Source organism: Kushneria pakistanensis (assembly GCF_014652795.1).
Lineage (GTDB): Bacteria > Pseudomonadota > Gammaproteobacteria > Pseudomonadales > Halomonadaceae > Kushneria > Kushneria pakistanensis.
In genome coordinates this window covers 1-23,360 of record NZ_BMZM01000005.1, presented here as the reverse complement: position 1 = coordinate 23,360, position 23,360 = coordinate 1, and the positions used below count along the sequence as shown (strand labels likewise).

At 58.3% G+C, this 23,360-nt stretch carries 22 protein-coding genes; 9 read left to right on the top strand and 13 right to left on the bottom strand.

The genetic code is table 11. The annotated features are described in order from the left end of the window. The first annotated feature begins 9 nt into the window (after window positions 1-9). The 6 genes from nusA (at window position 10) to pnp (ending at window position 8,028) form a co-directional block, all read left to right on the top strand. Complete coding sequence (gene nusA / locus IE123_RS15470) at window positions 10-1,494, top strand: transcription termination factor NusA (protein ID WP_189519897.1); 1,485 nt, start codon at window positions 10-12, stop codon at window positions 1,492-1,494. A 41-nt stretch (window positions 1,495-1,535) separates the two neighbouring features. Next, a complete protein-coding gene (gene infB / locus IE123_RS15465) occupies window positions 1,536-4,052 on the top strand; it encodes a translation initiation factor IF-2 (protein ID WP_189519895.1) in 2,517 nt (838 codons plus the stop codon). A gap of 27 nt (window positions 4,053-4,079) precedes the next feature. Further along, entirely contained in the window at window positions 4,080-4,484 is a 405-nt protein-coding gene (gene rbfA, locus IE123_RS15460; protein ID WP_189519893.1) for a 30S ribosome-binding factor RbfA, read from the top strand. Continuing rightward, a complete protein-coding gene (truB, locus tag IE123_RS15455) occupies window positions 4,484-5,404 on the top strand; it encodes a tRNA pseudouridine(55) synthase TruB (RefSeq protein WP_189519891.1) in 921 nt (306 codons plus the stop codon). The genes rbfA and truB overlap by 1 nt, the downstream gene beginning before the upstream one ends. 75 nt (window positions 5,405-5,479) lie before the next feature. After that, on the top strand, window positions 5,480-5,749 hold the full coding sequence (gene rpsO / locus IE123_RS15450; protein ID WP_189519889.1) for a 30S ribosomal protein S15: 270 nt from the start codon (window positions 5,480-5,482) through the stop codon (window positions 5,747-5,749). 155 nt (window positions 5,750-5,904) lie between these two features. Then, window positions 5,905-8,028: a polyribonucleotide nucleotidyltransferase gene (pnp, locus tag IE123_RS15445; RefSeq protein WP_189519992.1), complete on the top strand. Its 2,124-nt coding sequence runs from the start codon at window positions 5,905-5,907 to the stop codon at window positions 8,026-8,028. Between the two features lie 59 nt (window positions 8,029-8,087). Here the strand turns inward: pnp and panC are convergent, their stop codons facing one another. The 6 genes from panC to dksA form a co-directional block, all read right to left on the bottom strand. Then, window positions 8,088-8,939, bottom strand: a complete 852-nt coding sequence (panC, locus tag IE123_RS15440) for a pantoate--beta-alanine ligase (RefSeq protein WP_189519887.1) — start codon at window positions 8,937-8,939, stop codon at window positions 8,088-8,090. Between the two features lie 18 nt (window positions 8,940-8,957). Next, on the bottom strand, window positions 8,958-9,752 hold the full coding sequence (gene panB, locus IE123_RS15435) for a 3-methyl-2-oxobutanoate hydroxymethyltransferase (RefSeq protein ID WP_189519885.1): 795 nt from the start codon (window positions 9,750-9,752) through the stop codon (window positions 8,958-8,960). Window positions 9,753-9,792: 40 nt separating this feature from the next. Next, window positions 9,793-10,284, bottom strand: a complete 492-nt coding sequence (folK, locus tag IE123_RS15430) for a 2-amino-4-hydroxy-6-hydroxymethyldihydropteridine diphosphokinase (protein WP_189519883.1) — start codon at window positions 10,282-10,284, stop codon at window positions 9,793-9,795. Beyond that, a complete protein-coding gene (pcnB, locus tag IE123_RS15425) occupies window positions 10,281-11,576 on the bottom strand; it encodes a polynucleotide adenylyltransferase PcnB (RefSeq protein ID WP_229819816.1) in 1,296 nt (431 codons plus the stop codon). The genes folK and pcnB overlap by 4 nt, the downstream gene beginning before the upstream one ends. Before the next feature lie 919 nt (window positions 11,577-12,495). Further along, window positions 12,496-13,410, bottom strand: coding sequence for a tRNA glutamyl-Q(34) synthetase GluQRS (gene gluQRS, locus IE123_RS15420; protein WP_189519879.1), 915 nt, complete (start codon window positions 13,408-13,410; stop codon window positions 12,496-12,498). After that, window positions 13,411-13,842: an RNA polymerase-binding protein DksA gene (gene dksA, locus IE123_RS15415; protein WP_189519877.1), complete on the bottom strand. Its 432-nt coding sequence runs from the start codon at window positions 13,840-13,842 to the stop codon at window positions 13,411-13,413. It lies immediately after the preceding gene. Window positions 13,843-14,042: 200 nt separating this feature from the next. Between dksA and sfsA the strand changes: the two genes are divergently transcribed. Next, entirely contained in the window at window positions 14,043-14,738 is a 696-nt protein-coding gene (gene sfsA / locus IE123_RS15410) for a DNA/RNA nuclease SfsA (protein ID WP_189519875.1), read from the top strand. Between the two features lie 2 nt (window positions 14,739-14,740). On the opposite strand, the gene IE123_RS15405 is transcribed toward sfsA, so the two are convergent. From IE123_RS15405 to IE123_RS15380, 6 genes are all read right to left on the bottom strand, one after another. After that, window positions 14,741-15,148 (bottom strand): acyl-CoA thioesterase, encoded by a 408-nt coding sequence (locus tag IE123_RS15405; RefSeq protein ID WP_189519872.1) that lies wholly within the window; start codon window positions 15,146-15,148, stop codon window positions 14,741-14,743. Between the two features lie 74 nt (window positions 15,149-15,222). Further along, a complete protein-coding gene (gene metW / locus IE123_RS15400; RefSeq protein ID WP_189519870.1) occupies window positions 15,223-15,813 on the bottom strand; it encodes a methionine biosynthesis protein MetW in 591 nt (196 codons plus the stop codon). Then, window positions 15,813-16,979, bottom strand: coding sequence for a homoserine O-succinyltransferase MetX (gene metX, locus IE123_RS15395; RefSeq protein ID WP_189519868.1), 1,167 nt, complete (start codon window positions 16,977-16,979; stop codon window positions 15,813-15,815). The genes metW and metX overlap by 1 nt, the downstream gene beginning before the upstream one ends. Window positions 16,980-17,120: 141 nt before the next feature. Then, complete coding sequence (locus tag IE123_RS15390) at window positions 17,121-17,702, bottom strand: YggT family protein (protein ID WP_189519865.1); 582 nt, start codon at window positions 17,700-17,702, stop codon at window positions 17,121-17,123. A gap of 45 nt (window positions 17,703-17,747) precedes the next feature. Further along, the gene (proC, locus tag IE123_RS15385) at window positions 17,748-18,575 is read right to left on the bottom strand and encodes a pyrroline-5-carboxylate reductase (RefSeq protein ID WP_189519863.1); all 828 of its coding nucleotides are present in this window, start codon (window positions 18,573-18,575) and stop codon (window positions 17,748-17,750) included. 26 nt (window positions 18,576-18,601) lie between these two features. After that, window positions 18,602-19,330, bottom strand: coding sequence for a YggS family pyridoxal phosphate-dependent enzyme (locus IE123_RS15380; protein ID WP_189519861.1), 729 nt, complete (start codon window positions 19,328-19,330; stop codon window positions 18,602-18,604). 38 nt (window positions 19,331-19,368) lie between these two features. Between IE123_RS15380 and IE123_RS15375 the strand changes: the two genes are divergently transcribed. Beyond that, complete coding sequence (locus tag IE123_RS15375) at window positions 19,369-20,379, top strand: type IV pilus twitching motility protein PilT (RefSeq protein WP_189519859.1); 1,011 nt, start codon at window positions 19,369-19,371, stop codon at window positions 20,377-20,379. A gap of 32 nt (window positions 20,380-20,411) precedes the next feature. Here IE123_RS15375 and IE123_RS15370 read toward each other — a convergent pair whose 3' ends face one another. Next, entirely contained in the window at window positions 20,412-21,527 is a 1,116-nt protein-coding gene (locus IE123_RS15370) for an anhydro-N-acetylmuramic acid kinase (protein WP_189519857.1), read from the bottom strand. Between the two features lie 123 nt (window positions 21,528-21,650). Between IE123_RS15370 and tyrS the strand changes: the two genes are divergently transcribed. Then, complete coding sequence (gene tyrS / locus IE123_RS15365) at window positions 21,651-22,856, top strand: tyrosine--tRNA ligase (protein ID WP_189519855.1); 1,206 nt, start codon at window positions 21,651-21,653, stop codon at window positions 22,854-22,856. Window positions 22,857-23,360 lie beyond the last annotated feature (504 nt).

Genomic DNA, 23,360 nt, shown 5'->3' with positions numbered 1-23,360 from the left:
GGCACAGGCATGAGCAAGGACATTTTGCTGGTCGTCGATGCAATATCGAATGAAAAGGGTGTCCCCCGCGACATTATTTTCGAAGCCGTCGAGGCGGCGCTGGCCAGCGCCTCCCGCAAGCGCTACGAAGGCAAGGATGTCGACATCCGTGTGCATATCAATCGCAACACCGGTGACTACGACACCTTCAGGCGCTGGACCGTCGTGCCTGATGAGGATTACACCACTTCGGCACGTCAGATACCGTTGGGCGCCGCGGAAGAGCGCGATGAGCCGCTGGGTCTGAATGCCGTAGTGGAAGAACAGATTGAATCTGCCGAGTTTGGCCGGATTGCAGCCCAGACGGCCAAACAGGTCATCGTGCAGAAGGTGCGTGAAGCCGAGCGCGCCGAAATTGTTCGGCAGTACGCTGAGCGTGAAGGCGAGCTGGTAGGCGGTAGTGTCAAGAAAACCACACGTGATGGCCTGATCATTGATCTGGGCGATAACGCTGAAGGTTTTCTGCCGCGCGGCGAAATGATCCCGGGCGAGCGTTATCGCCTCAATGAGCGTGTCAGGGCACTGCTCTGGCGCGTGGATCCCGAAGCGCGCGGTGCGCAGCTGATTCTTTCGCGTACCCGCCCGGAATTTCTGGTGGAGCTGTTCACCATCGAGGTTCCCGAAATCTCCGAGCAACTGATCGAGATCAAGGGCGCAGCACGTGATCCGGGTTCTCGTGCCAAGATTGCCGTCAAGACCAATGATCGGCGTATTGATCCGGTCGGCGCCTGTGTCGGCATGCGCGGCTCCAGGGTTCAGGCCGTTTCCAATGAGCTTCGCAACGAGCGTGTGGATATCGTGCTCTGGGACGATAATCCTGCTCAGCTGGTCATCAATGCCATGGCGCCTGCCGATGTGGCCTCCATCCTGGTGGATGAAGACACCCATGCCATGGATGTTGCGGTTGCCGAGGATAATCTGGCGCAGGCCATTGGGCGCAGCGGACAGAACGTGCGTCTGGCCAGCGAGCTGACAGGCTGGACACTCAACGTCATGACGGAGGAGGAAGCCGAAGGACGACGCGAGCAGGAACTCGACAGCTATATCGAATACTTCATCAATCATCTGGATATTGATGAAGAGATGGCACGACTGCTGGTGGAAGAAGGCTTCACTTCACTTGAAGAAGTCGCCTACGTCCCGCTGGAAGAGATGCTGGAAGTCGACGGCTTTGATGAGTCGCTGGTCGAAGAGCTGCGTGCGCGTGCCAAGGATGAATTGCTTAATCTGGCCATTGCATCCGAAGAAGTACTGGACGGCACCGCGCCCGCCGAGGATCTGCTCTCGATGGAGGGTATGGATCAGCATCTTGCCTACCGGCTGGCCGGGCGAGGAATTATCACCATGGAAGATCTTGCCGAGCAGTCCATTGAAGACCTCAAGGATATTGAGGGAATGGATGAAGAACGTGCTGCGGCACTGATCATGACGGCCCGGGCGCCGTGGTTCGAGTAATCCATCGTATCGCGACAGGTCACGGGTTCAGGAGGTCATAAATGGCAGAAACAACGGTTAAGGAATTTGCCGGCAAGGTGGGACGTGATGTCAGCCGCCTGCTGGAGCAGATGAGTGAAGCAGGTCTGCCGCACAAGGCAGAAAATGATGCGGTCTCGGAAGAAGACAAGCAGAAACTGCTCGATTATCTCACCAAGAGTCACGGCGGCGCTGGCGCACGCGGTAACAAGAACCGCATTACCATGACGCGCAAGACCCGTAGCAAGATTCGTACCGGCGATGGTCGTAACAAGACCATCGAGGTGCAGGTGCGCAAGAAGCGTACCTACGTCAAGCGTGGTGATGAGGAAAACGGCGAGCAGGAGCAGGAACAGCAGGCGCCTGCCGCTGAGCAGACTGACAATGCCGCTGCTGCGGCCGCTACTGAAGCGCCCGCGCAGGCAGCAGTATCCGATACGACTGTTGCTGAATCGACTGATACCTCAAGCGATCAGACCACGCCGGTCGAACCCGTCGTGCCGACCGATGTCAGCGCTGAAGATAGCGCCCCGGCCGTCGAGGCGCCGCCGCGTGAGCCGCGCAACGACAACAACCGACGCACTACCCGTCGGGGTGAGGGCGACACCAAATCGGCAAGCGGTCGCCGGGATCAGCGTCGCGACGATGCCGATGAACGCAGCGAGCGTAATGAGCGCAAGCGCGGTGGCAAGAAGGTCAAGCGTGCTGAACAGCGCCGTGGCGGCCGTCGTGGTGGCAATGATCGCAGCGATAATGCGCATGGCTTCCAAAAGCCGTTGCAGAATATCGTACGTGAAGTGGCCATTCCCGAATCCATCAGCGTGGCAGATCTTGCCGACAAGATGGCCATCAAGGCCAACGAAGTCATCAAGGCCATGTTCAAGATGGGCGCGGCAGTCACCATCAACCAGACCATCGATCAGGACACTGCTGCCATCGTGGTCGAGGAGATGGGGCATACGCCCAAGCTGGTAAAGGAGGATGCACTCGAAACGGAAGTCCTCGAGAACATCTCCTACGAGGGTGAGCAGATCACTCGCGCACCGGTCGTCACCGTCATGGGTCACGTTGACCACGGCAAGACCTCGCTGCTGGACTACATTCGTCGTACCAAGGTGGCTACCGGTGAGGCAGGTGGTATCACCCAGCACATCGGTGCCTATCATGTTAAACATGAAAACGGCGATGTGACCTTCCTCGATACCCCCGGTCACGCTGCCTTTACGGCCATGCGTGCACGCGGTGCGCAGGCGACGGATGTGGTCATTCTGGTTGTCGCTGCTGATGATGGCGTCATGCCGCAAACGGTTGAGGCCATCGAGCACGCCAAGGCCGCGGGTGTACCGCTGGTCGTGGCCGTCAACAAGATCGACAAGCAGGGCGCCGATCCGGATCGCGTGCGCAACGAGCTGTCGCAGCGCGGCGTTATCTCGGAAGAGTGGGGCGGTGATACCCAGTTTGTTCATGTGTCAGCCAAAAGCGGCGAAAACATCGATGGGCTGCTGGAAGCGGTGCTGCTGGTCTCTGAAGTTCTGGAGCTCAAGGCCGTGCCCGAAGCGCCCGGCAAGGGTGTTGTTGTCGAGTCGCGTCTGGATCGCGGCCGTGGCCCGGTTGCCACCGTACTGGTACAAAACGGCACGCTCAAGAAGGGCGATGTGGTACTTGCCGGCCTGCACTATGGCCGCGTGAGAGCGCTGGTTAACGAGCTGGGCAAGCAGGTCGATGAAGCCGGACCTTCCATGCCGGTCGAGATTCTCGGTCTGGGCGGTACGCCGGAAGCCGGTGACGACTTCATGGTCGTGGCCGATGAGAAAAAGGCTCGTGAAGTAGCCAACTTCCGTCAGGGCAAATACCGCGAAGTACGTCTGGCACGTCAGCAAAAGGCCAAGCTGGAGAACATGTTCAGCCAGATGGGCCAGGACGAGACGGCAACGGTCAATATCGTGCTCAAGGCCGATGTGCAGGGATCGCTCGAAGCCATCCGTGGTGCACTCGAAGAGCTGTCGACCGATGAGGTCAAGGTTGCTGTGGTCTCCTCTGGTGTAGGTGGTATTACCGAAACCGATACCAATCTGGCCGTGGCTTCCAGTGCCATCATTGTTGGCTTCAATGTCCGTGCCGATGCTTCTTCGCGTGAAATCGTCGAACGTGAAGGGCTGGATCTGCGCTACTACAGCGTCATCTATCAGCTCATCGATGAGGTCAAGCTGGCGATGAGCGGTATGCTGGCACCGGAATGGCGCGAAGACATTGTGGGTGTCGCCGAAGTGCGTGACGTCTTCCGTGCCCCGAAAATTGGCGCCATCGCTGGTTGTATGGTCATTGAAGGCAACGTCCATCGTAACAAGCGTATTCGTGTCCTGCGTGAAAACGTGGTGATCTATGAAGGGGAGCTGGAGTCACTGCGCCGCTTCAAGGATGACGTCAGCGAAGTGCGTAATGGCATGGAGTGCGGCATCGGGGTACGTAACTACAATGATGTCCAGGTCGGTGACAAGATCGAAGTCTTCGACCAGATCGAGGTCCAGCGCTCCCTGTGAGCGCTGCACCCATGACGGGAGCGATTCATGCGTGAATTCAGTCGTACGGATCGGGTAGGCGAGCAGCTGGCACACGAGCTGGCACAGCTTATCCAGCGCGAGGTCAAGGATCCCCGGCTGGGCATGGTGACGGTCACGTCGGCCGATGTCAGTCGCGATCTGGGCTACGCCGATGTTCACGTCACCCTGATGGGTGAAAACGATCCGGAGCGTATTCGTGAGAACCTGGCCGTGCTCAAGCGCGCCAGCGGGTTTTTACGCTCACGTATTGCCCGGGTCATGAAGCTTCGGCATGTGCCCGAGCTTCGTTTTCACTTCGATGAGTCCGTCACTCGCGGGCATGCGCTTTCAAGCCTGATCGAGCGTGCGGTACAGTCCGATCGTGATCGGGCCCCGGATGATGACGAGGAAGGTTCGGAGCGCAGCGACTGATGGCAAGACGACGTCGCGGGCGTCCCATTGATGGGGTGCTGCTGCTGGATAAAAGCGAAGGCGTGACTTCCAACCGTGCACTGCAACAGGTGCGCGGGCTTTACCAGGCGCAAAAGGCAGGACATACCGGTACGCTCGATCCCATGGCGACGGGCCTTTTGCCCATTTGTCTGGGAGAAGCTACCAAGTTCTCCTCTTGGTTGCTGGACGCCGACAAGCGCTATCTGGCCAATGTTCGTCTGGGCGTCGTTACCGATACCGGTGATCGTGAAGGTGAGGTGCTGAAACAGCGCACCGTGCCTTCATTGAGCGACGCTGATGTCGAAAACGTATTGTCGAATCTTGTCGGTGAGATCGATCAGGTGCCGCCCATGTACTCGGCGCTCAAGCACCAGGGGCGTCCGCTCTATGAGCATGCGCGTGCCGGGCGGGAGATTACGCGTGCACCCAGGCGTGTGAGCATTTATGATATTGCGCTCACGGCGCGACATGCACAGGGCTTTGCCATGGATGTCAGCGTCAGCAAGGGTACCTACATTCGTACGCTGGCCGAGGATATCGGTGAACGTCTCGGCTGTGGCGCGCACCTTGAAGGGCTGCGCCGGCTCAGGACGGGTGCTTTCGATGCTGCCGGCATGATCGATATCGAGACGCTGGAAGCCATGAACGATGAGCAGCGTCTTGAAAGATTGTTGCCTGTGGATGCGCTGATAGGCCATCTCCCGGCACTCAATACCGACGATGACGGGGCGCGACGCATCATGCAGGGTCAGCCCATTGCGCTTGAAACGCTCGAGCTGGCCGAAGGCAGCGTCGCCAGGCTTTATCATGACCATCACCTTCTGGGTGTGGTCACCATCAGTACGCCGGGGCAGTGTGCGCCTCGTCGACTGATCAATACTGCTGACGAGCGTCAGTAGTGTTCGCGAAGACTGCAAATATGCGTGGTCTTCGACATTCATCAATGCTTAGGCATATTGAACTGGAGAAGTAACATGGCACTGACTGCCGAACGCAAGGCCGAACTCGTCAAGGAATTCGGTACTGGTGAGAACGATACCGGCTCGCCGGAAGTTCAGATTGCCCTGCTGACTGACAACATCGTCACGCTGCAGAGCCATTTCAAGGATCACAAGCAGGACCATCACTCACGTCGTGGCCTGATCCGCATGGTTAACCAGCGCCGCAAGCTGCTGGACTACCTCAAGCGCAAGAATTTTGATCGCTATCAGCAGATCATCTCCCGTCTGGGCCTGCGTCGCTGATTGCGTCGCTTTTCCGGCAGGAACCTGCAGGCGGCTCCCTCTTGGGAGCCGCCTGTTTTTTTGTTGCGCCTTTCGGGTGAGAGTGACACCTGGAACGTTTGATTTTAAGATGACATCGAAAGTAGATGAATGGTTTACGAGAAAAGGACAGCGCATTGAACGCGGTTAAAAAGACATTTCAATATGGCAATCACAGCGTCACGCTGGAAACCGGCCGCCTGGCACGTCAGGCCACCGGCAGCGTGCTGGTCACCATGGACAACACGGTTGTCCTGTGTACGGTCGTGGCCAGAAAGGACACCAAACCCGGTCAGGATTTCTTCCCCCTTTCCGTGCACTATCAGGAAAAGACCTATTCGGTCGGCAAGATTCCCGGCGGCTTTTTCAAGCGCGAAGGGCGCCCCAGCGAAAAGGAGACGCTGACCTCGCGTCTGATTGATCGCCCGATCCGTCCGCTTTTCCCCAAGGGCTTCATGAACGAAGTGCAGGTCGTCTGTACCGTACTCTCGGCCGAGCGGCATCAGGATCCTGATATCGCGGCCATGCTGGGTACCTCTGCGGCACTGGCCATTTCCGGTGTGCCCTTTGCCGGCCCGATCGGCGCTGCGCGCGTGGCCTTCACCAATGAGCGTGGTTATTTCATCAACCCCACTCAGGAAGAGCTGCAGGGTTCCGAGCTCGACATGGTTGTAGCCGGTACCGAAAAGGCCGTGCTGATGGTCGAGTCCGAGGCGAAAGAGCTTTCCGAAGACGAAATGCTCGGCGCCGTTTTGTTTGCCCACGAAGAGATGCAGGTGGCCATCAAGGCCATCAATGAATTCGTGAGTGAAGGTGGCAAGGCCAGGTGGGACTGGCAGCCCCAGTCCGAGAACTCGGCGCTCAAGGATGCGCTGGCCAGCGGCTATGAGGCCGGCATTGGCGAAGCCTATCGGATTACCGACAAGATGGCGCGTCAGGACCGTCTGAGCGAACTCAAGGCGCAGGCGAAGGCACAGCTGTCCGAAGGCGACGCAGCGCTTTACAGCAGCGAAGACGTCAGCGGTGGTTTTGCCAAACTCGAAAAGCGCATCGTGCGTGAGCGTGTGCTCAACGGCGAACCGCGTATCGATGGCCGTGATCATGCCACTGTGCGCGCGCTGGATATCGAAGTTGGTGCATTGCCCCGTACGCATGGTTCCGCCATCTTTACGCGTGGTGAAACCCAGGCCATTGTGACCACGACACTGGGTACTACCCGCGACGCGCAGCTGGTAGAAGGCCTTGATGGCGAGCGCCATGACCGCTTCATGCTGCACTACAACTTCCCGCCCTACAGCGTGGGCGAGGCCGGCTTCATCGGTTCTCCCAAGCGTCGTGAAATTGGTCATGGCCGTCTGGCCCGCCGTGGTGTCGCTGCCATGCTGCCTTCTGCTGACGATTTCCCCTATTCGATTCGCGTGGTCTCCGAGATTACCGAGTCCAATGGGTCAAGCTCGATGGCCTCTGTCTGTGGTTCTTCCCTGGCACTGATGGACGCAGGTGTACCGTTGAAGGCACCGGTCGCCGGTATTGCCATGGGGCTGGTCAAGGAAAACGATCGTTTCGCCGTGCTGACCGATATCCTGGGTGATGAAGATCACCTCGGCGATATGGACTTCAAGGTAGCGGGTTCCGTCGACGGCATTACAGCGCTGCAGATGGACATCAAGATCGAAGGGATCAATGAAGAGATCATGGAAAAGGCGCTGGAACAGGCTTTCCATGCACGTCAGCACATCCTGGTAGAAATGAACCGCGTCATCGCGCAGAGCCGTGGCGAAGTAGCCGAGCATGCGCCCACCATGGCCCGTCTCAAGATCGATCCCGAAAAGATTCGTGATGTGATTGGCAAGGGTGGCGCGACCATCCGCCAGATCTGTGAAGATACCGGTGCTTCCATCGATATCGACGATGATGGCAGCGTGCGTATTTACGCCGAAACCAAGGCAGGTGCACAAAAGGCCGTGGATACCGTCATGGGTATTACTGCCGAAGCTGAAATCAACAAGCTTTATCGCGGCAAGGTCGTGCGTATCGCTGACTTCGGCGCCTTCGTCAACTTCATGCCGGGCACCGATGGGCTGGTACATATCTCCCAGATCGTCCCCGAGCGTGTTAACGATGTGCGTGATTTCCTCAGCGAAGGGCAGATGGTGACCGTCAAGGTGCTGGACATTGACAACCGTGGTCGCGTCAAGCTTTCCATCAAGGAAGTCGGCGAAGAAGAAAAGGCCGCCTTTGAAGCTACGCTGGAAGAGTAATCTTCCTGCAGTTTCAGAAAACCCCGCATATGCGGGGTTTTTTTATGTGCCGGACAACACTACGAAGCACTGTCGTATGACAAATTATCGATCAGCCGGGTAGTCCCCAGCCAGGCTGCGACCAATAATACCGAGCCGGGTTGCCATGCGGTGATCGGACGCAGCGTTGTGGCATCACAAAGCGCCAGATACTCGGGCCGAAAGCCTGCCTCTTCCAACTGCTGTAACCCCTGTGCCAACACCTGCTCGCTGGCCTCCCCCTGTTCAAATTGTCGGGCGCTATCAACAAGACATTGATGGAGCCGGCTTGCCTGTGTCCGGGCCTCGCTATCGAGGTAGCGATTGCGGGAAGAAAGCGCCAGACCGTCATGGTCACGGGCAATAGGGACACCAATGATGTCGATGGGCATGTGCTGATCGCGTACCAGCTTGCGGATAACAGTCAGCTGCTGAAAGTCCTTCTCGCCAAAGCAGGCGACATCCGGGCGGGTCAGGTTGAAGAGAAGGCTGACGACGGTCGCCACACCCTCAAAGTGGCCGGGGCGATGGGCACCGCACAGTCCTTCTGATACCTGCGGTACGCTGATCCGGGTCAGGGTAGCCTGCCCTTCCGGATAGAGCGTCTCGACGCTCGGCGCAAACAGCAGATCGCAGCCACGCTCAATCAGCAGGCGCTGATCCTCGGCAAGCGTACGTGGATATCGGTCAAGGTCCTCGTCAGGGCCAAACTGGAGCGGATTGACAAAGATGGTGGCCACGACGCGATCGGCGTGCTGCCGCGCCGCATCTATCAGTCTCAGGTGACCTTCATGAAGATTGCCCATGGTGGGTACCAGCGCGATTCGGTGGCCTTCGCGTCGCCAGGCGGCCAGGGTCTGTTGAAGGACGGTAATACTGTCAAGCGTGTGCATGCCGTGTTGTATCCATGTTCAAAAGCAGTGTTCGGGCGCGGGAAAGCTGCGGGTCGTGACCGCTTCATGATAGGCCCGGAAGGCGCCGCTGATACTGCCGGCTTCTGCCATGAAATCCTTGACGAACCTCGGTGGTCGGCCCGTCGTTGCGCCCAGCATGTCGTGCATGACCAGAATCTGTCCGTCGACGTCAGGTCCAGCCCCGATGCCGATGACCGGGACATTGAGAAGGTCACGAATGCGTCCCGCCAGTTCACCGGGCACGCACTCCAGCAAAATGGCACAGGCGCCGGCCTGTTCCAGTGCTGTGGCTGCACTGAGCATGGCGTCGGCCTGCTGAGAGTCGCGCCCCTGAACGCGATAGCCGCCCAGTGCATTAACGCTTTGCGGGGTAAGCCCCATATGCACGCACACCGGTACGCCACGACGCGCCAGTGCCGTGACGGTCTCGGCCAGCCATGCCTCCCCTTCGAGCTTGACCATATGAGCACCCGCCTGCATCAGTTGTCCGGCTGCCTGCAGGGTCTGGGTGATTGTGGTGTTGGTCATGAAGGGAAGATCCGCCATGATCAGGCTGGAAGTCGCCGCCCGCGCGACACATCGGGTGTGATAGATCATGTCGTCCATTGTGACAGGCAGGGTAGAGCCATGCCCCTGCAGCACCATGCCCAGCGAGTCCCCGATCAACAGGACTTCAATACCGGCATCACTTGCCAGCGTGGCCATGGTCGCGTCATAGGCAGTAAGACAGCTGAACGCACGCCCTGCAACACGGTGCTCGTTCAGTGTTTGGATGGTGATGGGGCGGGTCATGCATCCCTCGAGAGTCGGCAACCAATATGGTCGAGCGAGTCTAGAGGCAGTGAGAGAGGCGCTTCAAGTCATTCGATGGTTGTGCAGCTGACAGTTGGCTTAAACGCTGACCATCCGGCAGGGAAAGCTCGGGCGCGATTTCCAGCATGGGCTGTACAACGAAGGCGCGGCTGGCAAGCCAGGGGTGTGGCACGACAAGGCGAGCAAGGTTCAGCTCTTGATCATCGTAAAGCAAAAGATCCAGATCCAGCGTACGCGGTCCCCAGTGACGCTTTCGTACGCGTCGATGGCGCTGCTCCAGGGCCTGAAGTTGATCAAGCAGTGCAAGCGGGGACAAAAGCGTCTCGAGTACCGCCACGGCGTTAACGAAATCAGGCTGGTCCTGCGGGCCGACCGGGCGACTGCCGTAAAGCGAAGAGCGGGCGCTGAGCATGGTCAGGGGCAGGCCCGCCAGATCCTCCAGTGCCGTCAATACCTGCTGACGTGGCTGGTCCAGGTTGCTGCCGAGCCCGATCCATGCCGTATGGCTCACTCCTGATCGTCCCTGGGCGCACGGCGGCGTCGGCGGCGTCTGGGCTTGCGGGAAGGCATGGGCATGCTCTCAGGCGCGTCATCCTCGACGGCGGTGTCGTCATGGCCCTGTTCTACCTTCTGCACCATTTCACGCTGCTGGGTTTCGCTGACTTCCTGAAAGCGTGTCCACCAGAGCCCCAGGCCCGACGCAATTTCACCGGCCGTTTCACGGAGCAGCAAAAAGTCATAGGCCGCGCGAAAGCGTTGATGCGCCAGCGTCTGGAAGGGTCGCTTGCCCCGACGACGCGACAGCATCAGCTGCATGTCCCAGATTTCACGCATGGGCAGGCTGAAACGCTTTGGAATGGACGTATGCTGCAGCTGACGGTTCAGCACCTGCTGGGAGGCCTGCTGCGCTGCAGGCACCGGCGGAATGCCGTCATCGATCAGCTGCGCCGTCTGGGCAACCGTCGCCGGCCAGAGCAGGGCAGCGTATAAAAAGGCAGGAGTGACGGGCTTGTCGGCACGAATACGCTCATCGGTATTGATCAGCGCCTGCTCGACCATCTTTTGTGCCCAGCTCAGCTGGCTGAACGACTCTTCGGTGCCCGGAAACAGCATGGCGAAAAGGCCATGGCGACGAAGCCCATGAAAGGTGCTCAGGGCGTGACCGGAGAGAAAGAGCTTGAGGACTTCTTCAAAAAGCCGTGCAGACGGTATCTGAAGCAGCAGGGGCGCGCACTCTGCCAGAGGGGCCTGCGTTTCGGGTGCCAGGGTAAAGTCCAGCTTGCTGGCGAAACGCACGGCGCGCAGCATACGCACCGGATCTTCACGGTAACGCAGGTCCGGATCGCCGATCAGGCGCAGCACACGATGTTCCAGATCTTCCAGACCACCGGTCCAGTCGTGAATGGCAAAATCGCGCACGCTGTAATAAAGCGCATTGACGGTAAAGTCACGGCGCAGGGCATCTTCGTCGATTCTGCCCCAGACGTTGTCTCGCAGCAGCAGCCCTTCCTCGGACTGGTGTGAATGTCGTTCGGTCAGGTCGGTGTCATGACCGCCACGGAAAGTGGTGACCTCGATGATTTCACGACCGAAACGGACATGAACGATACGAAAGCGTCGACCGATCATGCGCGCATTGCGAAAGACGCTGCGAACCTGTTCCGGTGTAGCACTGGTGGCTACATCGAAATCCTTGGGAACTTGCCCAAGCAGGGAATCTCTGACACATCCACCTACCAGATAGGCTTCAAATCCTGCCTGGTTGAGCCGATAAAGTACTTTCAGCGCATTTTCGCTGAGCATTCGGCGGGAAATGGGATGTTGATCGCGGGGAAGAATGGTGGGCGTCAAGGTGAAGCCATGTTGACCTGATGAAAATTCCGGGGGCCGATGACATACCGGCCATGATGTCCCGATCTGTCCGCGCCCTGACATATCGCGGCGCTGATCAGATGCTCAGTGTAGCCGAGCAGCAAAAGCTTGCAAAGCAGACCGTTGTACAAGGCCGCCGCCAGCAATGAAAACGGGGAGACATATCGCCTCCCCGCCAATTCTATTGCATCGTGATTTTTCTTCGTGATGGCGCATCGCCCTGAATACGTACCATGTTCACCAAACGCGATATGCCGTGACGTCTTGTTGTTGTGTTTCGACGGCTGCGAACATCTCGTATTCAAAACAATCTTCCATGACGACAGCCATAAGGCTGCTCCAGCGGTCTTGTTGTTGTTCTGGAGTGTCGCAGGGCTGTGTTGTTCTTGTTGGGCAGCGCTGCCGTGACATCGCATTCTGATAGCGAGAGGCTGTTATTGTTTTTATTAACGTCTCATGTGGTTCGAGCATTGTTGTTGTTATCGGCTCATGAACACGTTGATGGCAGACCCTTTAGTCTTGTTGTTGTCCAGGGCTGCCTGATCGAGACACGGTCATTGTTATTGTTGGAAGCCGGTTCAAGCGATCGCTGTTGTTCTTCTTCAGTCGCGCTTTATAGAGCAGAACACGTGCCACATAAAATTTATGCTTCTTGTATCAATGGCTTATGGGTTTTTCTTTGATATGACATCACCATTTTTGTCGCGCAGAAATGCTTTAAGATCCTTTGCTGCGTCAAAATGGTGCAAAAATATGACGTGTATGCTTTTTATTGGTGCATCGCTTCGGATGGCTAAAGCCAGCATACGCGCAACATGACGTAAAAAAAGACGACGATGGTCGATAGTGGTCAACTTGACGTCGTTTGCTGAACATCATGAGGACACAAAAAGTGCGGTTGCCAGTCTTTGGTAGCAGCGTTGAGCTGTTCGCTGATAGGCGCATGGCGCAGCATGGGGGCAGGAGATTGGCCTAGAAGGGTTAGTGCTTCGTGTAATAATGGACGCACAGCGCTGTCCTGCAGAGGGAGGGCCGGCGCAAGGTTCTGCTTCGAGAGTTTCTGGCCATTATCCCCAATGACCAGCGGAAGATGCAGATACTCGGGCGTGGCATATCCCAATGCCTGCTGCAGCCGGATCTGCCAGGGTGTATTGTCGAGAAGATCGGCGCCACGCACGATATCGGTTACTCCCTGACGGGCATCGTCGACCACGACAGCCAGCTGATAGGCCCAGAGACCATCGCGTCGCTTGAGCACGACATCGCCGAGTTGGGGCAGTGACCAGTGCTGATGGCCCAGCCGTCGATCCTGCCAGCAAATATCCGACTCACCGACATCGGTACGCAGACGCCAGGCATAATTGCGTTCGGGGTGCAGGGGCCCCTGGCGACACCATCCCGGATAGACGCCAAGATGTTGCCACTCCTTTCGCGAGCAGCTGCAGGGGTAGGCCATACCGCGTTCTACCAGGGTGTCCAGCGCCTGCTGATAGTCGCTGTCATGATCATGTTGGTAATCGACAACACCATCGTGATAGAGCCCAAAGGCATCGAGCTGCCTGATGATGATATCGCTGGCACCGGGTGGGCAGCGAGGCGGGTCAATGTCCTCCATGCGCAGCAGCCAGCGGCCACTTCGTGCACGCGCGTCCAGCCAGCTGGCCAAAGCGGCCAGCAGCGAACCGAAATGCAACGGCCCCGAGGGCGTTGGCGCAAAGCGACCAACGACCGCAGGGCCGTTTTCAATATGCTTGCTGCCCGGCATTCAGCCTCCGAGCTGCTTTTCCTTTAACTCCGACAGCGTCTTGCAGTCAACGCAAAGCGTGGCTGTGGGCCGGGCCTCCAGACGACGAATGCCGATCTCGATGCCACAGGCCTCACAAAAGCCATAGTCGTCATCATCGATCTTTTCGATGGTCTCGTTGATTTTCTTGAGCAGCTTTCGTTCGCGATCACGGGTACGAAGCTCAAGATTGAAGCCTTCTTCCTGTGTGGCGCGGTCAGCGGGGTCGGCGTAATTGTTGGCGTCTTCCTGAAGGTGGCGAACGGTGCGATCAACCTCGGCCATCAGGTCATTTTTCCAGTTGAGCAGGATCTGGCGAAAATGTGCCAGCTGGTGCTCGTTCATGTACTCTTCGCCCGGCGCCGGCTCATAGGGGGTAAAGGTGTCGGGCGACTGCGTCTCGGCTACTGCCATGGGAGATTGCCTCACTGCAGGTAATAGCGATGCCGTAAGCCCGCAAGACGGCTCCTGAGTACCGCATCGCATGATCCAGGGTAGTGCTGTTTATAGGAATTTCATGCCGATTGCAACCCGGTTACCACGAAAGTCAGCAGGCCCGGAGAAGGCTTCATGATTGTATCGAAAAGCACGCTATCGACATCAGGCAGGACGTCATGAAGCTGCCGCCATTATGGAGCGGTGTGCTTCTCGCACGCTACAAGCGTTTTCTGGCCGATATTCGACTCGATGATGGCCGTATCATTACGGCGCATTGTCCCAATACCGGCTCAATGCGCGCCGTCAATGTGCCTGGTTGCCGGGTCTGGGTATCCTGGCATGACAACCCGAAACGGCGTCTGGCATGGACCTGGGAGCTTATTGAATTGCCGGATGGGGCGCTGGCTTCCATTCATACCGGGCGTGCCAATGCGCTGGTGCAGGAGTCCATTGAAAGCGGCAGTATTCTGCCCTTTGACACGGCATGGAGCCTGCAACGTGAAGTTCGGGTCGGGGAGTCGCGGCTGGATTTTCGTCTGATCAGAGAGGGGCAGCCACCTGCCTGGCTGGAAGTAAAGCAGGTGACGCTCAAGGAAGATGATGGCAGTGGTTATTTCCCCGACTCGGTCAGCACGCGTGGACGACGACACCTGGAAACACTGATGGCACTGCGCTCAAGAGGCGATCGAGCTGTCCTGATCTTTCTGGTCGCCCACACTGGTATTGACCGTGTTCAACCGGCTGCGTACCTGGATCCCGCCTATGCCCGCACCTTTCATGCGGCATGCGAGGCTGGCGTGGAAGTCATGATGCTGGGCTGCGATATCACGCCAGAACATATCACGGCCTGTCGCTATCGCCGCCTGTATTAGCCTCAGGTGACGCTATCGGGCCCTTCAAGATCACGGTCACGCAGATAGGTAATCCTTGTCTTGCCATGCGCTGCCGGACGGCCATCCTCTCCCATGTTGACGAAGACAATCTCGTCGATGGTCAGAATGTTTTTATGGGTGATCTTGTTGCGCACCACACAGTGCAGGGTTAGGGAGCTCTTGCCAAACCTTGTCGCGGTGATGCCCAGCTCAATGATGTCCCCCTGTCGTGCGCTGGAGACAAAATTGATGGAAGACATGTATTTGGTGACCACCCGGGAGTTGCCCAGCTGAATCACTGCGTAGATGGCCGCCTCTTCATCGATCCACTTGAGAAGGCTCCCGCCAAAGAGCGTGCCATTGGGGTTGAGATCTTCGGGCTTGATCCACTTGCGCGTATGAAAGTTCATCGTCGGGCCTCGGGCAGCGTCGCATGATGGTCACCGCATTATACCAAAGGATAAGGATGCCGCGGCGCGTTCGCTTAGCGTCGTACCCGAAAAATGGCGTCCTGCCCCAGAAGGTTGGGCCACCGTCTGTGGCGCCACTGGCCTTCCTTGCTACCGTTGCCTACAGCGCTGTCGGTAATGGTATGCCCCTGCATCCGGCACAGATCAGCAAAATCCCGGAAGGTCGACAGATGAATATTGGGTGTGTCGTACCAGGCATGCGGCAGGGAGCGTGATACCGGCATGCGTCCCTTCAGGCCCAGCGACAGGCGATGACGCCACCAGGCAAAGTTGGGAAAGGCAATGATGCATTCATTGGCGACCCGCAACATCTCATCAAGCATGAGGTCCGGCCTTCTCAGCACCTGCAGCGCCTGGGTCATGATGACCAGATCAAAGGTGTCATCGGGGATGTTGGCCAACCCCTGGTCCAGATCCTGCTCGATGACATCCACGCCCTTTTCAAGGCAGCGCGAGATGCCATCGCTGTCGATCTCAAGGCCATAGCCCGTGACCTGCTTTTGCGATGACAGTGCCGCCAGCAGGGTGCCATCACCACAGCCCAGGTCCAGTACGCGAGCGCCCTGGGGCACCCAGTCATAAATCAGTGCAAGATCGGCACGCATCACGAAATGTTCCCGGCAGTACGTTTCACGTCGTTGGCGATACGCGTCATGAAACCGCCCAGCACGGCTTCGTAACGCTCGTTGGGCAGCAGGAAGGCATCATGCCCATGGGGAGAGTCGATATTGGCATAGCTGACATGCTTGCCGGCACGCAGCAGGGCATCGACCAGCTCACGTGACCGCGCCGGTGCAAAGCGCCAGTCGGTCGTGAAACTGACCACCAGAAAACGACACGTCGCTGTCGAGAGCGCGCGGGGCAGATCATCATCGTGCTCGCCGGCCGGGTCGAAATAATCGAGCGCCTTGGTCATCAGCAGATAGGTGTTGGCATCAAATCGTGTCGAGAAGGTGTCGCCCTGATAGCGCAGATAGGACTCCACTTCGAATTCGACGTCGTAGCCATAGTTGAGACTGTCAGTGCGCAGGTCACGGCCGAAGCGCGCGCCCATGGAGTGTTCCGAGAGATAGGTGATATGACCGACCATGCGGGCCAGCCGCAGTCCCTGTTTGGGCAGGGTCTGATGCTCGGTATACCAGCCGTCAAAGAACTCGGGGTCGGAGCGAATGGCCTGGCGTGCCACTTCGTTAAAGGCAATGTTCTGGGCTGACAGACGGGGTGTGGCGGCAATGACAGCGGCATTGGCCACCCGCTCGGGCAGACTCATGGCCCACTGCAGGACCTGCATGCCGCCCAGACTGCCGCCGACAACGGCGGCAAACCGCTGGATGCCGAGCCTGTCGGCCAGCATGGCCTGGCTATTGACCCAGTCGGTGACCGTCATGAGGGGGAAGTCAGGCCCCCAGATGCGTCCGGTGGCCGGGTTTTCACTCGAAGGGCCGGTGCTGCCGTGACAGCCACCAAGGTTGTTAACGGCAACCACAAAAAAACGTCGGGTATCGATGCTCTTGCCGGGGCCAATATGAGCATCCCACCAGCCGGGCTTTCGATCGTCTACATGGTGATAGCCGGCCGCGTGATGATGACCCGATAGCGCATGGCAGATCAGGACAGCATTGCTGGCCGTCTCATTGAGCGTACCGTAGGTTTCATACACCAGCTCAAAGTCAGGAAGTTCTCGACCGCACGCCAGCGGCAGGGGCGTATCAAAACGGGCGACCTGCGGCGTTACCAGGCCAACCGATGAAGAAGACAGTGTCTCGGGCATCAGCACTCAAATCCGGTCAGACAGGGCAGGCCGGAATCATGACCTACCGTCGGAGGCGCACTGTAGCATATCGCTTTCAAAAGCGGGGGAGGGGTGCTGGCGGGGACGCTGCCGTACGCTTGCACGGCAGCGTGTCAGGGCTTAGATCAGCGGTGCCAGCGGGCCGGCAGCGCGGCTAAGGGCACCTACCAGGAAGCTGTCGAGCACGTTGATCAGCAAAAAGACCACGATGGGCGACAGATCAATCATGCCGATGGAAGGAATGACGCGTCGAACCGGTGCCATGACAGGCTCGGTAATCTGAAACACCAGCAGTGCCCCGGGATGGCCGGACTGGGGGGCCACCCAGCTCAGGATGATCATGATGATCATGGCAAAGAAATAGATCTTCAAAATGGCGTTGACCACGCCGGCCAGCGCTGCAACGGCCAGAAGCCCGATGGGCGGAAAGCCAAAGATCGCCATGCAGATCAGGGCAATGCCCGCCATCTTGAACAAGAGCGCGACCACCAGCGTTGCGATGTCGATGGGCCCGGCAGGTCTCAACACGCGTTGCAGGGGCGCCACCAGCGGCGAGGTCGCCTTGACGATCGCCTGACTGATGGGGTTGTAGTAGTCGGCACGTGAGGCGTGCAGCAAAAAGCGCAGCATCAGTACAAACAGATAAAGATTGATCAGGGTGTTGACCAGCATGATGCCGGTATCGCCCAGTGCGCTCCCCATGGAGACTCTCCGTTATGTCGTCAAAAGATGACAGATACAGTGAATTTACTGATCCCGCAGCTCACGTGCCAGTGATTCGGCACGCTCGAAACAGGCCAGTGTGGCATCATCCACCATTTTCTCGAAGCCGGCCTGCTCAAAACTTGCAATGGCGCGTTCCGTAGTACCTTTCGGCGACATCACCTGTTGCTTGAGCGTTTGCGGATCATATTCACTCTCACGCGCCATGTGTGCCGCCCCCAGCGCTGTTTGAATGGCCAGTCGGCGGGCAATATCACGTGAAAGTCCGCGGGCCACGCCGGCCTTTTCCATGGCTTCCAGCATGTAGAAGAAATAGGCCGGCGCACTGCCGGCGATGGCTGTGACAGCACTGAGCAGCGTCTCTTCTTCCACCCACTCAATGATGCCGATCGCCGACAGCAGATCACCGGCCAGGGCGCGATGAGCGTCACTGATGCCGGCAGGGGCGTACAGCCCGGTAGCGCCCTTGCCGACCAGCGCCGGTGTATTGGGCATGCAGCGAATGATCGGCAAACTGTCATCCCCCAGCCACTGACCCAGCGTGTCGATGGTGAGGCCGGCGGCAATCGAGATGATCAGCGGACGACTGATCTGCAGGGCGTCCTGAAGCGGCTCGCAGACCTCGCGCATGATCTGTGGCTTGACGGCCAGAATGACAACGTCTGCTTCACTGACACCTTCTGAATTGTCGGTGGTGGTCTGAATGCCATAGCGGGCGCGATGCTGCTCAAGTACCTCTTCGTCGGGCGAGGTGGCCGTAATGGCTTCGGCAGGGTAGCCATTGTCGATCAGCCCGCCAAAGATGGCACTGGCCATATTGCCGGCACCGATAAAGGTCAGTTGACTTACCATGAAAAGCGTCCTTGTTGTGGAGATGTTCAGTCGCGGCTGCCGAAAATGGCTGTTCCAGGTCTGACCAGCGTGGCGCCCTCGTCAATGGCCGCTTCCATGTCTGAACTCATGCCCATCGACAGGGTGTCCAGCGGTGCCTGCGGATAGCGCCTGACCAGCTGCTCGAACAGTTCACGAAGTGCTGCATGAGGAATGCGCTGTTGTTCCGGGTCATCGCTGATGGCCGGAATCGACATCAGCCCGCGCAGACGAAGACCCGGCAGGGCCAGTACCTGCTCGGCCAGCGCTGGCAGCGCCTCCGGCGTCACGCCCGACTTCGAACGCTCTCCGCTGATATTGACCTGCAGGCAGACATTAAGGGGACCCAGAGATGCCGGGCGCGCCTCGCTCAGGCGCCGGGCGATCTTCTCACGGTCTACAGTGTGTACCCAGCTGAAATGCTCGGCCACATCGCGTGTCTTGTTGGATTGAAGCGCGCCGATATAGTGCCATTCGATGTCTTCCAGGTCTTTCAGGGCCTGCTGCTTTTCCAGTGCTTCCTGCAGATAGTTCTCGCCAAAAAGACGTTGGCCGGCCTCAAACGCTTCTCGCAGTATGGCCGCCGGTCTGGTCTTGCTGACCGCTAGCAAGGCGGCACTGCCCGTGGGCCGGCCGGCACGATGAAGGGCCTGCTCAAGTCGGTGACGTATCGCGACGATATTGTGTTTTACAGCGTGATTCTGATCGTGGGTCGCGCATGACTGCTGATCGCTCATGAGTGATCACTCTTTGTGACGTCCGGAACTGCGAACGCATGGATATTACCGAACTGCTGGCTTTTACGGCAAAACAGGGTGCCTCGGATCTACACCTGTCGGCAGGGCTGCCTGCCATGATGCGTGTTGATGGCGAGATCCGCCGCCTCAATGCACCGGCGCTTGAAAACGACGATGTCTACCGCCTGTTGACGGCAGTCATGAGTGAGGTGCAGCAGCAGGATTTCAAAGAGGCACTGGAGATCGATTTCTCTGTCGATGTCCCCGGCGTGTCACGCTTTCGTGTCAATGCCTTCCATCAGAACAGAGGCGTGGCCGGCGTCTTTCGTACCATTCCTGCCCATGTACCCAGTCTCGAGTCGCTGGGGCTTGGCGAGGTCTTTCGACGGCTGGCGTGCTGTCCACATGGTCTGGTGCTGGTGACAGGTCCTACCGGTTCGGGCAAGTCCACCACGCTCGCCGCCATGGTGGACCATATCAATGCCTCGCGTGCCCAGCATGTGCTCACTATCGAGGACCCCATCGAGTTTGTACATCACTCCCGGCGCGCGCTGATCAATCAGCGTGAAGTGCAGCGTGATACGCATGGTGTGGCCGGTGCGCTGCGTTCGGCACTGCGTGAGGATCCGGACGTTATTCTGGTCGGGGAAATGCGGGATCTGGAAACCATGCGCCTGGCCCTGACGGCCGCCGAGACCGGGCATCTGGTGCTGGCCACACTGCATACTACCTCGGCGGCCCGGACGATGGATCGAATCGTGGATGTCTTTCCCGGTGATGAAAAGGCAATGGTGCGCGCCATGCTGTCCGAATCACTTCAGGGGGTGGTCTCCCAGCAGCTGGTCCGCCGTATCGGTGGCGGGCGGATTGCGGCACACGAAATCCTGATCGCCACCCCCGCCATTAGAAATCTCATTCGTGAGGACAAGGTGGCCCAGATTTACTCGGCGCTACAGACCGGCGGTGGACTGGGCATGCAGACCATGGAGGCGGCCATGTCAAGGCTGGCGGCCGAAGGGCTGATCGTGCGCGACGAGCATGGCGGCTAGTCGGTTGTCTGGTTCAAGCGATTTTGCCCCGGTCAGCGCTCGTAAACGCCGCCAAGGATGCGTGGCCCGATCGCACCGGTGACCGTGGGCAGATTGCCGGGCAGCCCTTCCAGACGGCGCCAGGCAAGCCAGGCAAAGGCGCCGGCTTCCAGCCAGTCCGGCGACCAGCCCAGCGACTCGCAGCGCTCGACCATGATCGGCGAGAGTCGTTGGGCAAGGGCTGCCATCATCGCCTTGTTGTAGGCACCGCCACCGCAGGGAATAACGCAGGTATTGGCCTGTACCTCGGCAGGAAGGTGGCGTTCCAGTTCACGGGCAATGCTTTCAACGGTCAGCGCCAAAAGCGTGGCCTGAATATCTGCCGGCGATTCCTCTGTCAGCTGCGCCTCAAGCCACTGCAGGTGAAAATGCTCCCGACCGGTGCTCTTGGGAGGCGTGCTTTCAAAAAAGGGATCACTCAACAGATGTTCCAGCAGGGCCGGTTGAGAGCGCCCCTGGCCTGCCCATGTGCCATCGCGATCAAACCGGCCCTCATGATGGCGCGCATACCACCCGTCCAGCAGGGCATTGGCAGGCCCGGTATCAAAGCCGATGACCGGCATCTCGCTGCCTTCGGGCGGTAACAGGGTAACGTTGGCAAAGCCGCCCAGATTGAGCAGCACGCGCCACTGGCGTGAATCGCGGAAAAGCGCGTCATGAAAGGCAGGCGCCAGCGGTGCACCCTGACCACCGGCCGCAAGGTCACGGCGGCGAAAATCACCTACCACACGACATCCTGTCAGTTCAGCCAGGCGAGACGGATTATCCAGCTGCCATGTATAGGGCCATGCGCCGCCCGGACGGTGCTCGATGGTCTGTCCGTGGCTGCCGATGGCGGCGATGTCCTCTACGGCATGGCCGCTTTTATCCAGCAGGGCCGCGACAGCCTGTGCCTGAAGCCGGCAGAACGCCTCCTCGGTTTCTGCAAGTACTTCAAAGGCGGCTTCACTGGCATGGCACAGCTGCCAGAGCTGGCGGCGCAGGGGTTCCGGCATTTCAATGCCCGTGGCTTCCAGTAGCACAGGACGGTGATGGTGGTTGCACTCCACCAGTGCGGCATCAACGCCGTCCAGACTGGTGCCGGACATCAGGCCTATTACAAGACTCATTTACTCCCTCCTGCCGGGGCGGTTGGCGCTTTTGACACCATGCTATCATGATGCCCATTTCTTGCTGCTCGCTCCGATGGCCGGGTGGCAGTCGCAATAAACAGAAGACAGGAGAAGCAGGTCATGGCCGATGTTGCCGATGCGCTGGCGCTGATAAAGCGCGGCGTTCACGAGGTGCTGGTAGAAGAAGAGCTGGAGAAAAAGCTCTCGCTGGGACGACCGCTGCGCATCAAGGCAGGCTTCGACCCCACGGCGCCCGATCTTCATCTGGGGCATACCGTACTGCTTAACAAACTGCGACAGTTTCAGGACCTGGGGCATGAGGTGCTGTTTCTGATCGGAGACTTTACCGGGCGTATTGGTGACCCTACCGGCAAGAGCGTGACACGAAAGCCACTGACGCAAGAAGACGTCATGGCCAATGCACGTACCTATCAGAAGCAGGTGTTCAAGGTACTCCATCCCGAGCGCACACAGGTCGTGTTCAATGCGGAGTGGATGGGGAAAATGTCAGCGGCCGATCTGATCGGGCTGGCAGCCCAGTCAACGGTGGCGCGCATGCTCGAGCGTGATGACTTTGAAAAGCGCTACCGCGGTAATCAACCGATTGCCATCCACGAGTTTCTTTATCCGCTGATACAGGGCTATGACTCGGTGGCACTGGAAGCCGATATTGAAATTGGCGGTACCGACCAGAAGTTCAATCTGTTGATGGGACGTGAGCTGCAAAAGCATTATGGGCAAACCCCGCAGGTCGTACTGACCATGCCGCTGCTGGAAGGCCTGGACGGTATACAGAAGATGTCCAAGTCGCTGGGCAACTATGTCGGTATTACTGACCGCCCGGGCGAGATGTTCAACAAGATCGTTTCCATGCCGGATTCACTCATGTGGCGCTACTTTGAACTGCTCTCGCTCAAGCCGATGGAAGAGGTCAGGGCATTGATGAGCGACGTCGACAACGGCGCCAACCCGCGTGATATCAAGATGGTGCTGGCACGTGAGCTTGTAGCCCGCTTTCACGGTGAGGAGGCCGCTGCTGGTGCACATCGCGCCAGTGGCAACCAGCTCAAGGAAGGTGAGCTGCCCGACGACCTGCCGGAAGTGGACGTCACGATTGAAGGGATGGATGAAGCACCCATCGCTACAGTGCTCAATCGCGCAGGCCTTGCCAATAACGGGGCTCAGGCAAAGGACATGCTGAAAAACGCACGTGTCTGGATTGATGGCCACAAGGTTGAGGCAGGACACATGCTTGCAGTGGGCCAGGAATACGTGATCCAGGCCGGCAAGAAGCGTTATGCCCGAGTTCGATTGCAAAAGGGATAAGTTTATTCCTGGACAAGTCATACATCTGCAGCGGTTTTTCTCATAAAAAGTTGGACACGTCCGCTACAGTCAGGTAGATTTGTACATACACCGAGGCAGCAAGCGCATGGAAGCGTTGTACCCACGGAAGGGAGCCTTGGTGTAAATTTCACAACATCACCATGGAAGGTGGTGTTTAGGGATCAGGAAGATCCATGACGCCCGCCGCTGATTATTTCAGCGGCGGGCTTTTTATTGATGGCATCAGTGCCGAATGCAGTGGACCTGTAAAAGGTTTCCTTATCCTCTACAGAGGTAGAGGTAGAGGTAGAGGTAGAGGTAGAGGTAGAGGTAGAGGTAGAGGTAGAGGTAGAGGTAGAGGTAGAGGTAGAGGTAGGAAAGGCTACTACCAATCGTCCTGTAGAGCAGAATGAATGCCCGATGAAATCTTTTTCAAAAAAGGGTTGCGCGATCGGAGGTCGATCTATAAAGTACGCATCCGCTGCCACGGAGCACAACGCAACG

Bases quoted from the DNA above. Each gene is read 5' to 3' on its own strand.
- nusA (WP_189519897.1), top strand. From the start codon at position 10: ATGAGCAAGGACATTTTGCTGGTCGTCGATGCAATATCGAATGAAAAG.
- infB (WP_189519895.1), top strand. From the start codon at position 1,536: ATGGCAGAAACAACGGTTAAGGAATTTGCCGGCAAGGTGGGACGTGAT.
- rbfA (WP_189519893.1), top strand. From the start codon at position 4,080: ATGCGTGAATTCAGTCGTACGGATCGGGTAGGCGAGCAGCTGGCACAC.
- truB (WP_189519891.1), top strand. From the start codon at position 4,484: ATGGCAAGACGACGTCGCGGGCGTCCCATTGATGGGGTGCTGCTGCTG.
- rpsO (WP_189519889.1), top strand. From the start codon at position 5,480: ATGGCACTGACTGCCGAACGCAAGGCCGAACTCGTCAAGGAATTCGGT.
- panC (WP_189519887.1), bottom strand. From the start codon at position 8,939: ATGCACACGCTTGACAGTATTACCGTCCTTCAACAGACCCTGGCCGCC.
- panB (WP_189519885.1), bottom strand. From the start codon at position 9,752: ATGACCCGCCCCATCACCATCCAAACACTGAACGAGCACCGTGTTGCA.
- pcnB (WP_229819816.1), bottom strand. From the start codon at position 11,576: ATGCTCAGCGAAAATGCGCTGAAAGTACTTTATCGGCTCAACCAGGCA.
- gluQRS (WP_189519879.1), bottom strand. From the start codon at position 13,410: ATGCCGGGCAGCAAGCATATTGAAAACGGCCCTGCGGTCGTTGGTCGC.
- dksA (WP_189519877.1), bottom strand. From the start codon at position 13,842: ATGGCAGTAGCCGAGACGCAGTCGCCCGACACCTTTACCCCCTATGAG.
- sfsA (WP_189519875.1), top strand. From the start codon at position 14,043: ATGAAGCTGCCGCCATTATGGAGCGGTGTGCTTCTCGCACGCTACAAG.
- IE123_RS15405 (WP_189519872.1), bottom strand. From the start codon at position 15,148: ATGAACTTTCATACGCGCAAGTGGATCAAGCCCGAAGATCTCAACCCC.
- metW (WP_189519870.1), bottom strand. From the start codon at position 15,813: ATGCGTGCCGATCTTGCACTGATTTATGACTGGGTGCCCCAGGGCGCT.
- metX (WP_189519868.1), bottom strand. From the start codon at position 16,979: ATGCCCGAGACACTGTCTTCTTCATCGGTTGGCCTGGTAACGCCGCAG.
- IE123_RS15390 (WP_189519865.1), bottom strand. From the start codon at position 17,702: ATGGGGAGCGCACTGGGCGATACCGGCATCATGCTGGTCAACACCCTG.
- proC (WP_189519863.1), bottom strand. From the start codon at position 18,575: ATGGTAAGTCAACTGACCTTTATCGGTGCCGGCAATATGGCCAGTGCC.
- IE123_RS15380 (WP_189519861.1), bottom strand. From the start codon at position 19,330: ATGAGCGATCAGCAGTCATGCGCGACCCACGATCAGAATCACGCTGTA.
- IE123_RS15375 (WP_189519859.1), top strand. From the start codon at position 19,369: ATGGATATTACCGAACTGCTGGCTTTTACGGCAAAACAGGGTGCCTCG.
- IE123_RS15370 (WP_189519857.1), bottom strand. From the start codon at position 21,527: ATGAGTCTTGTAATAGGCCTGATGTCCGGCACCAGTCTGGACGGCGTT.
- tyrS (WP_189519855.1), top strand. From the start codon at position 21,651: ATGGCCGATGTTGCCGATGCGCTGGCGCTGATAAAGCGCGGCGTTCAC.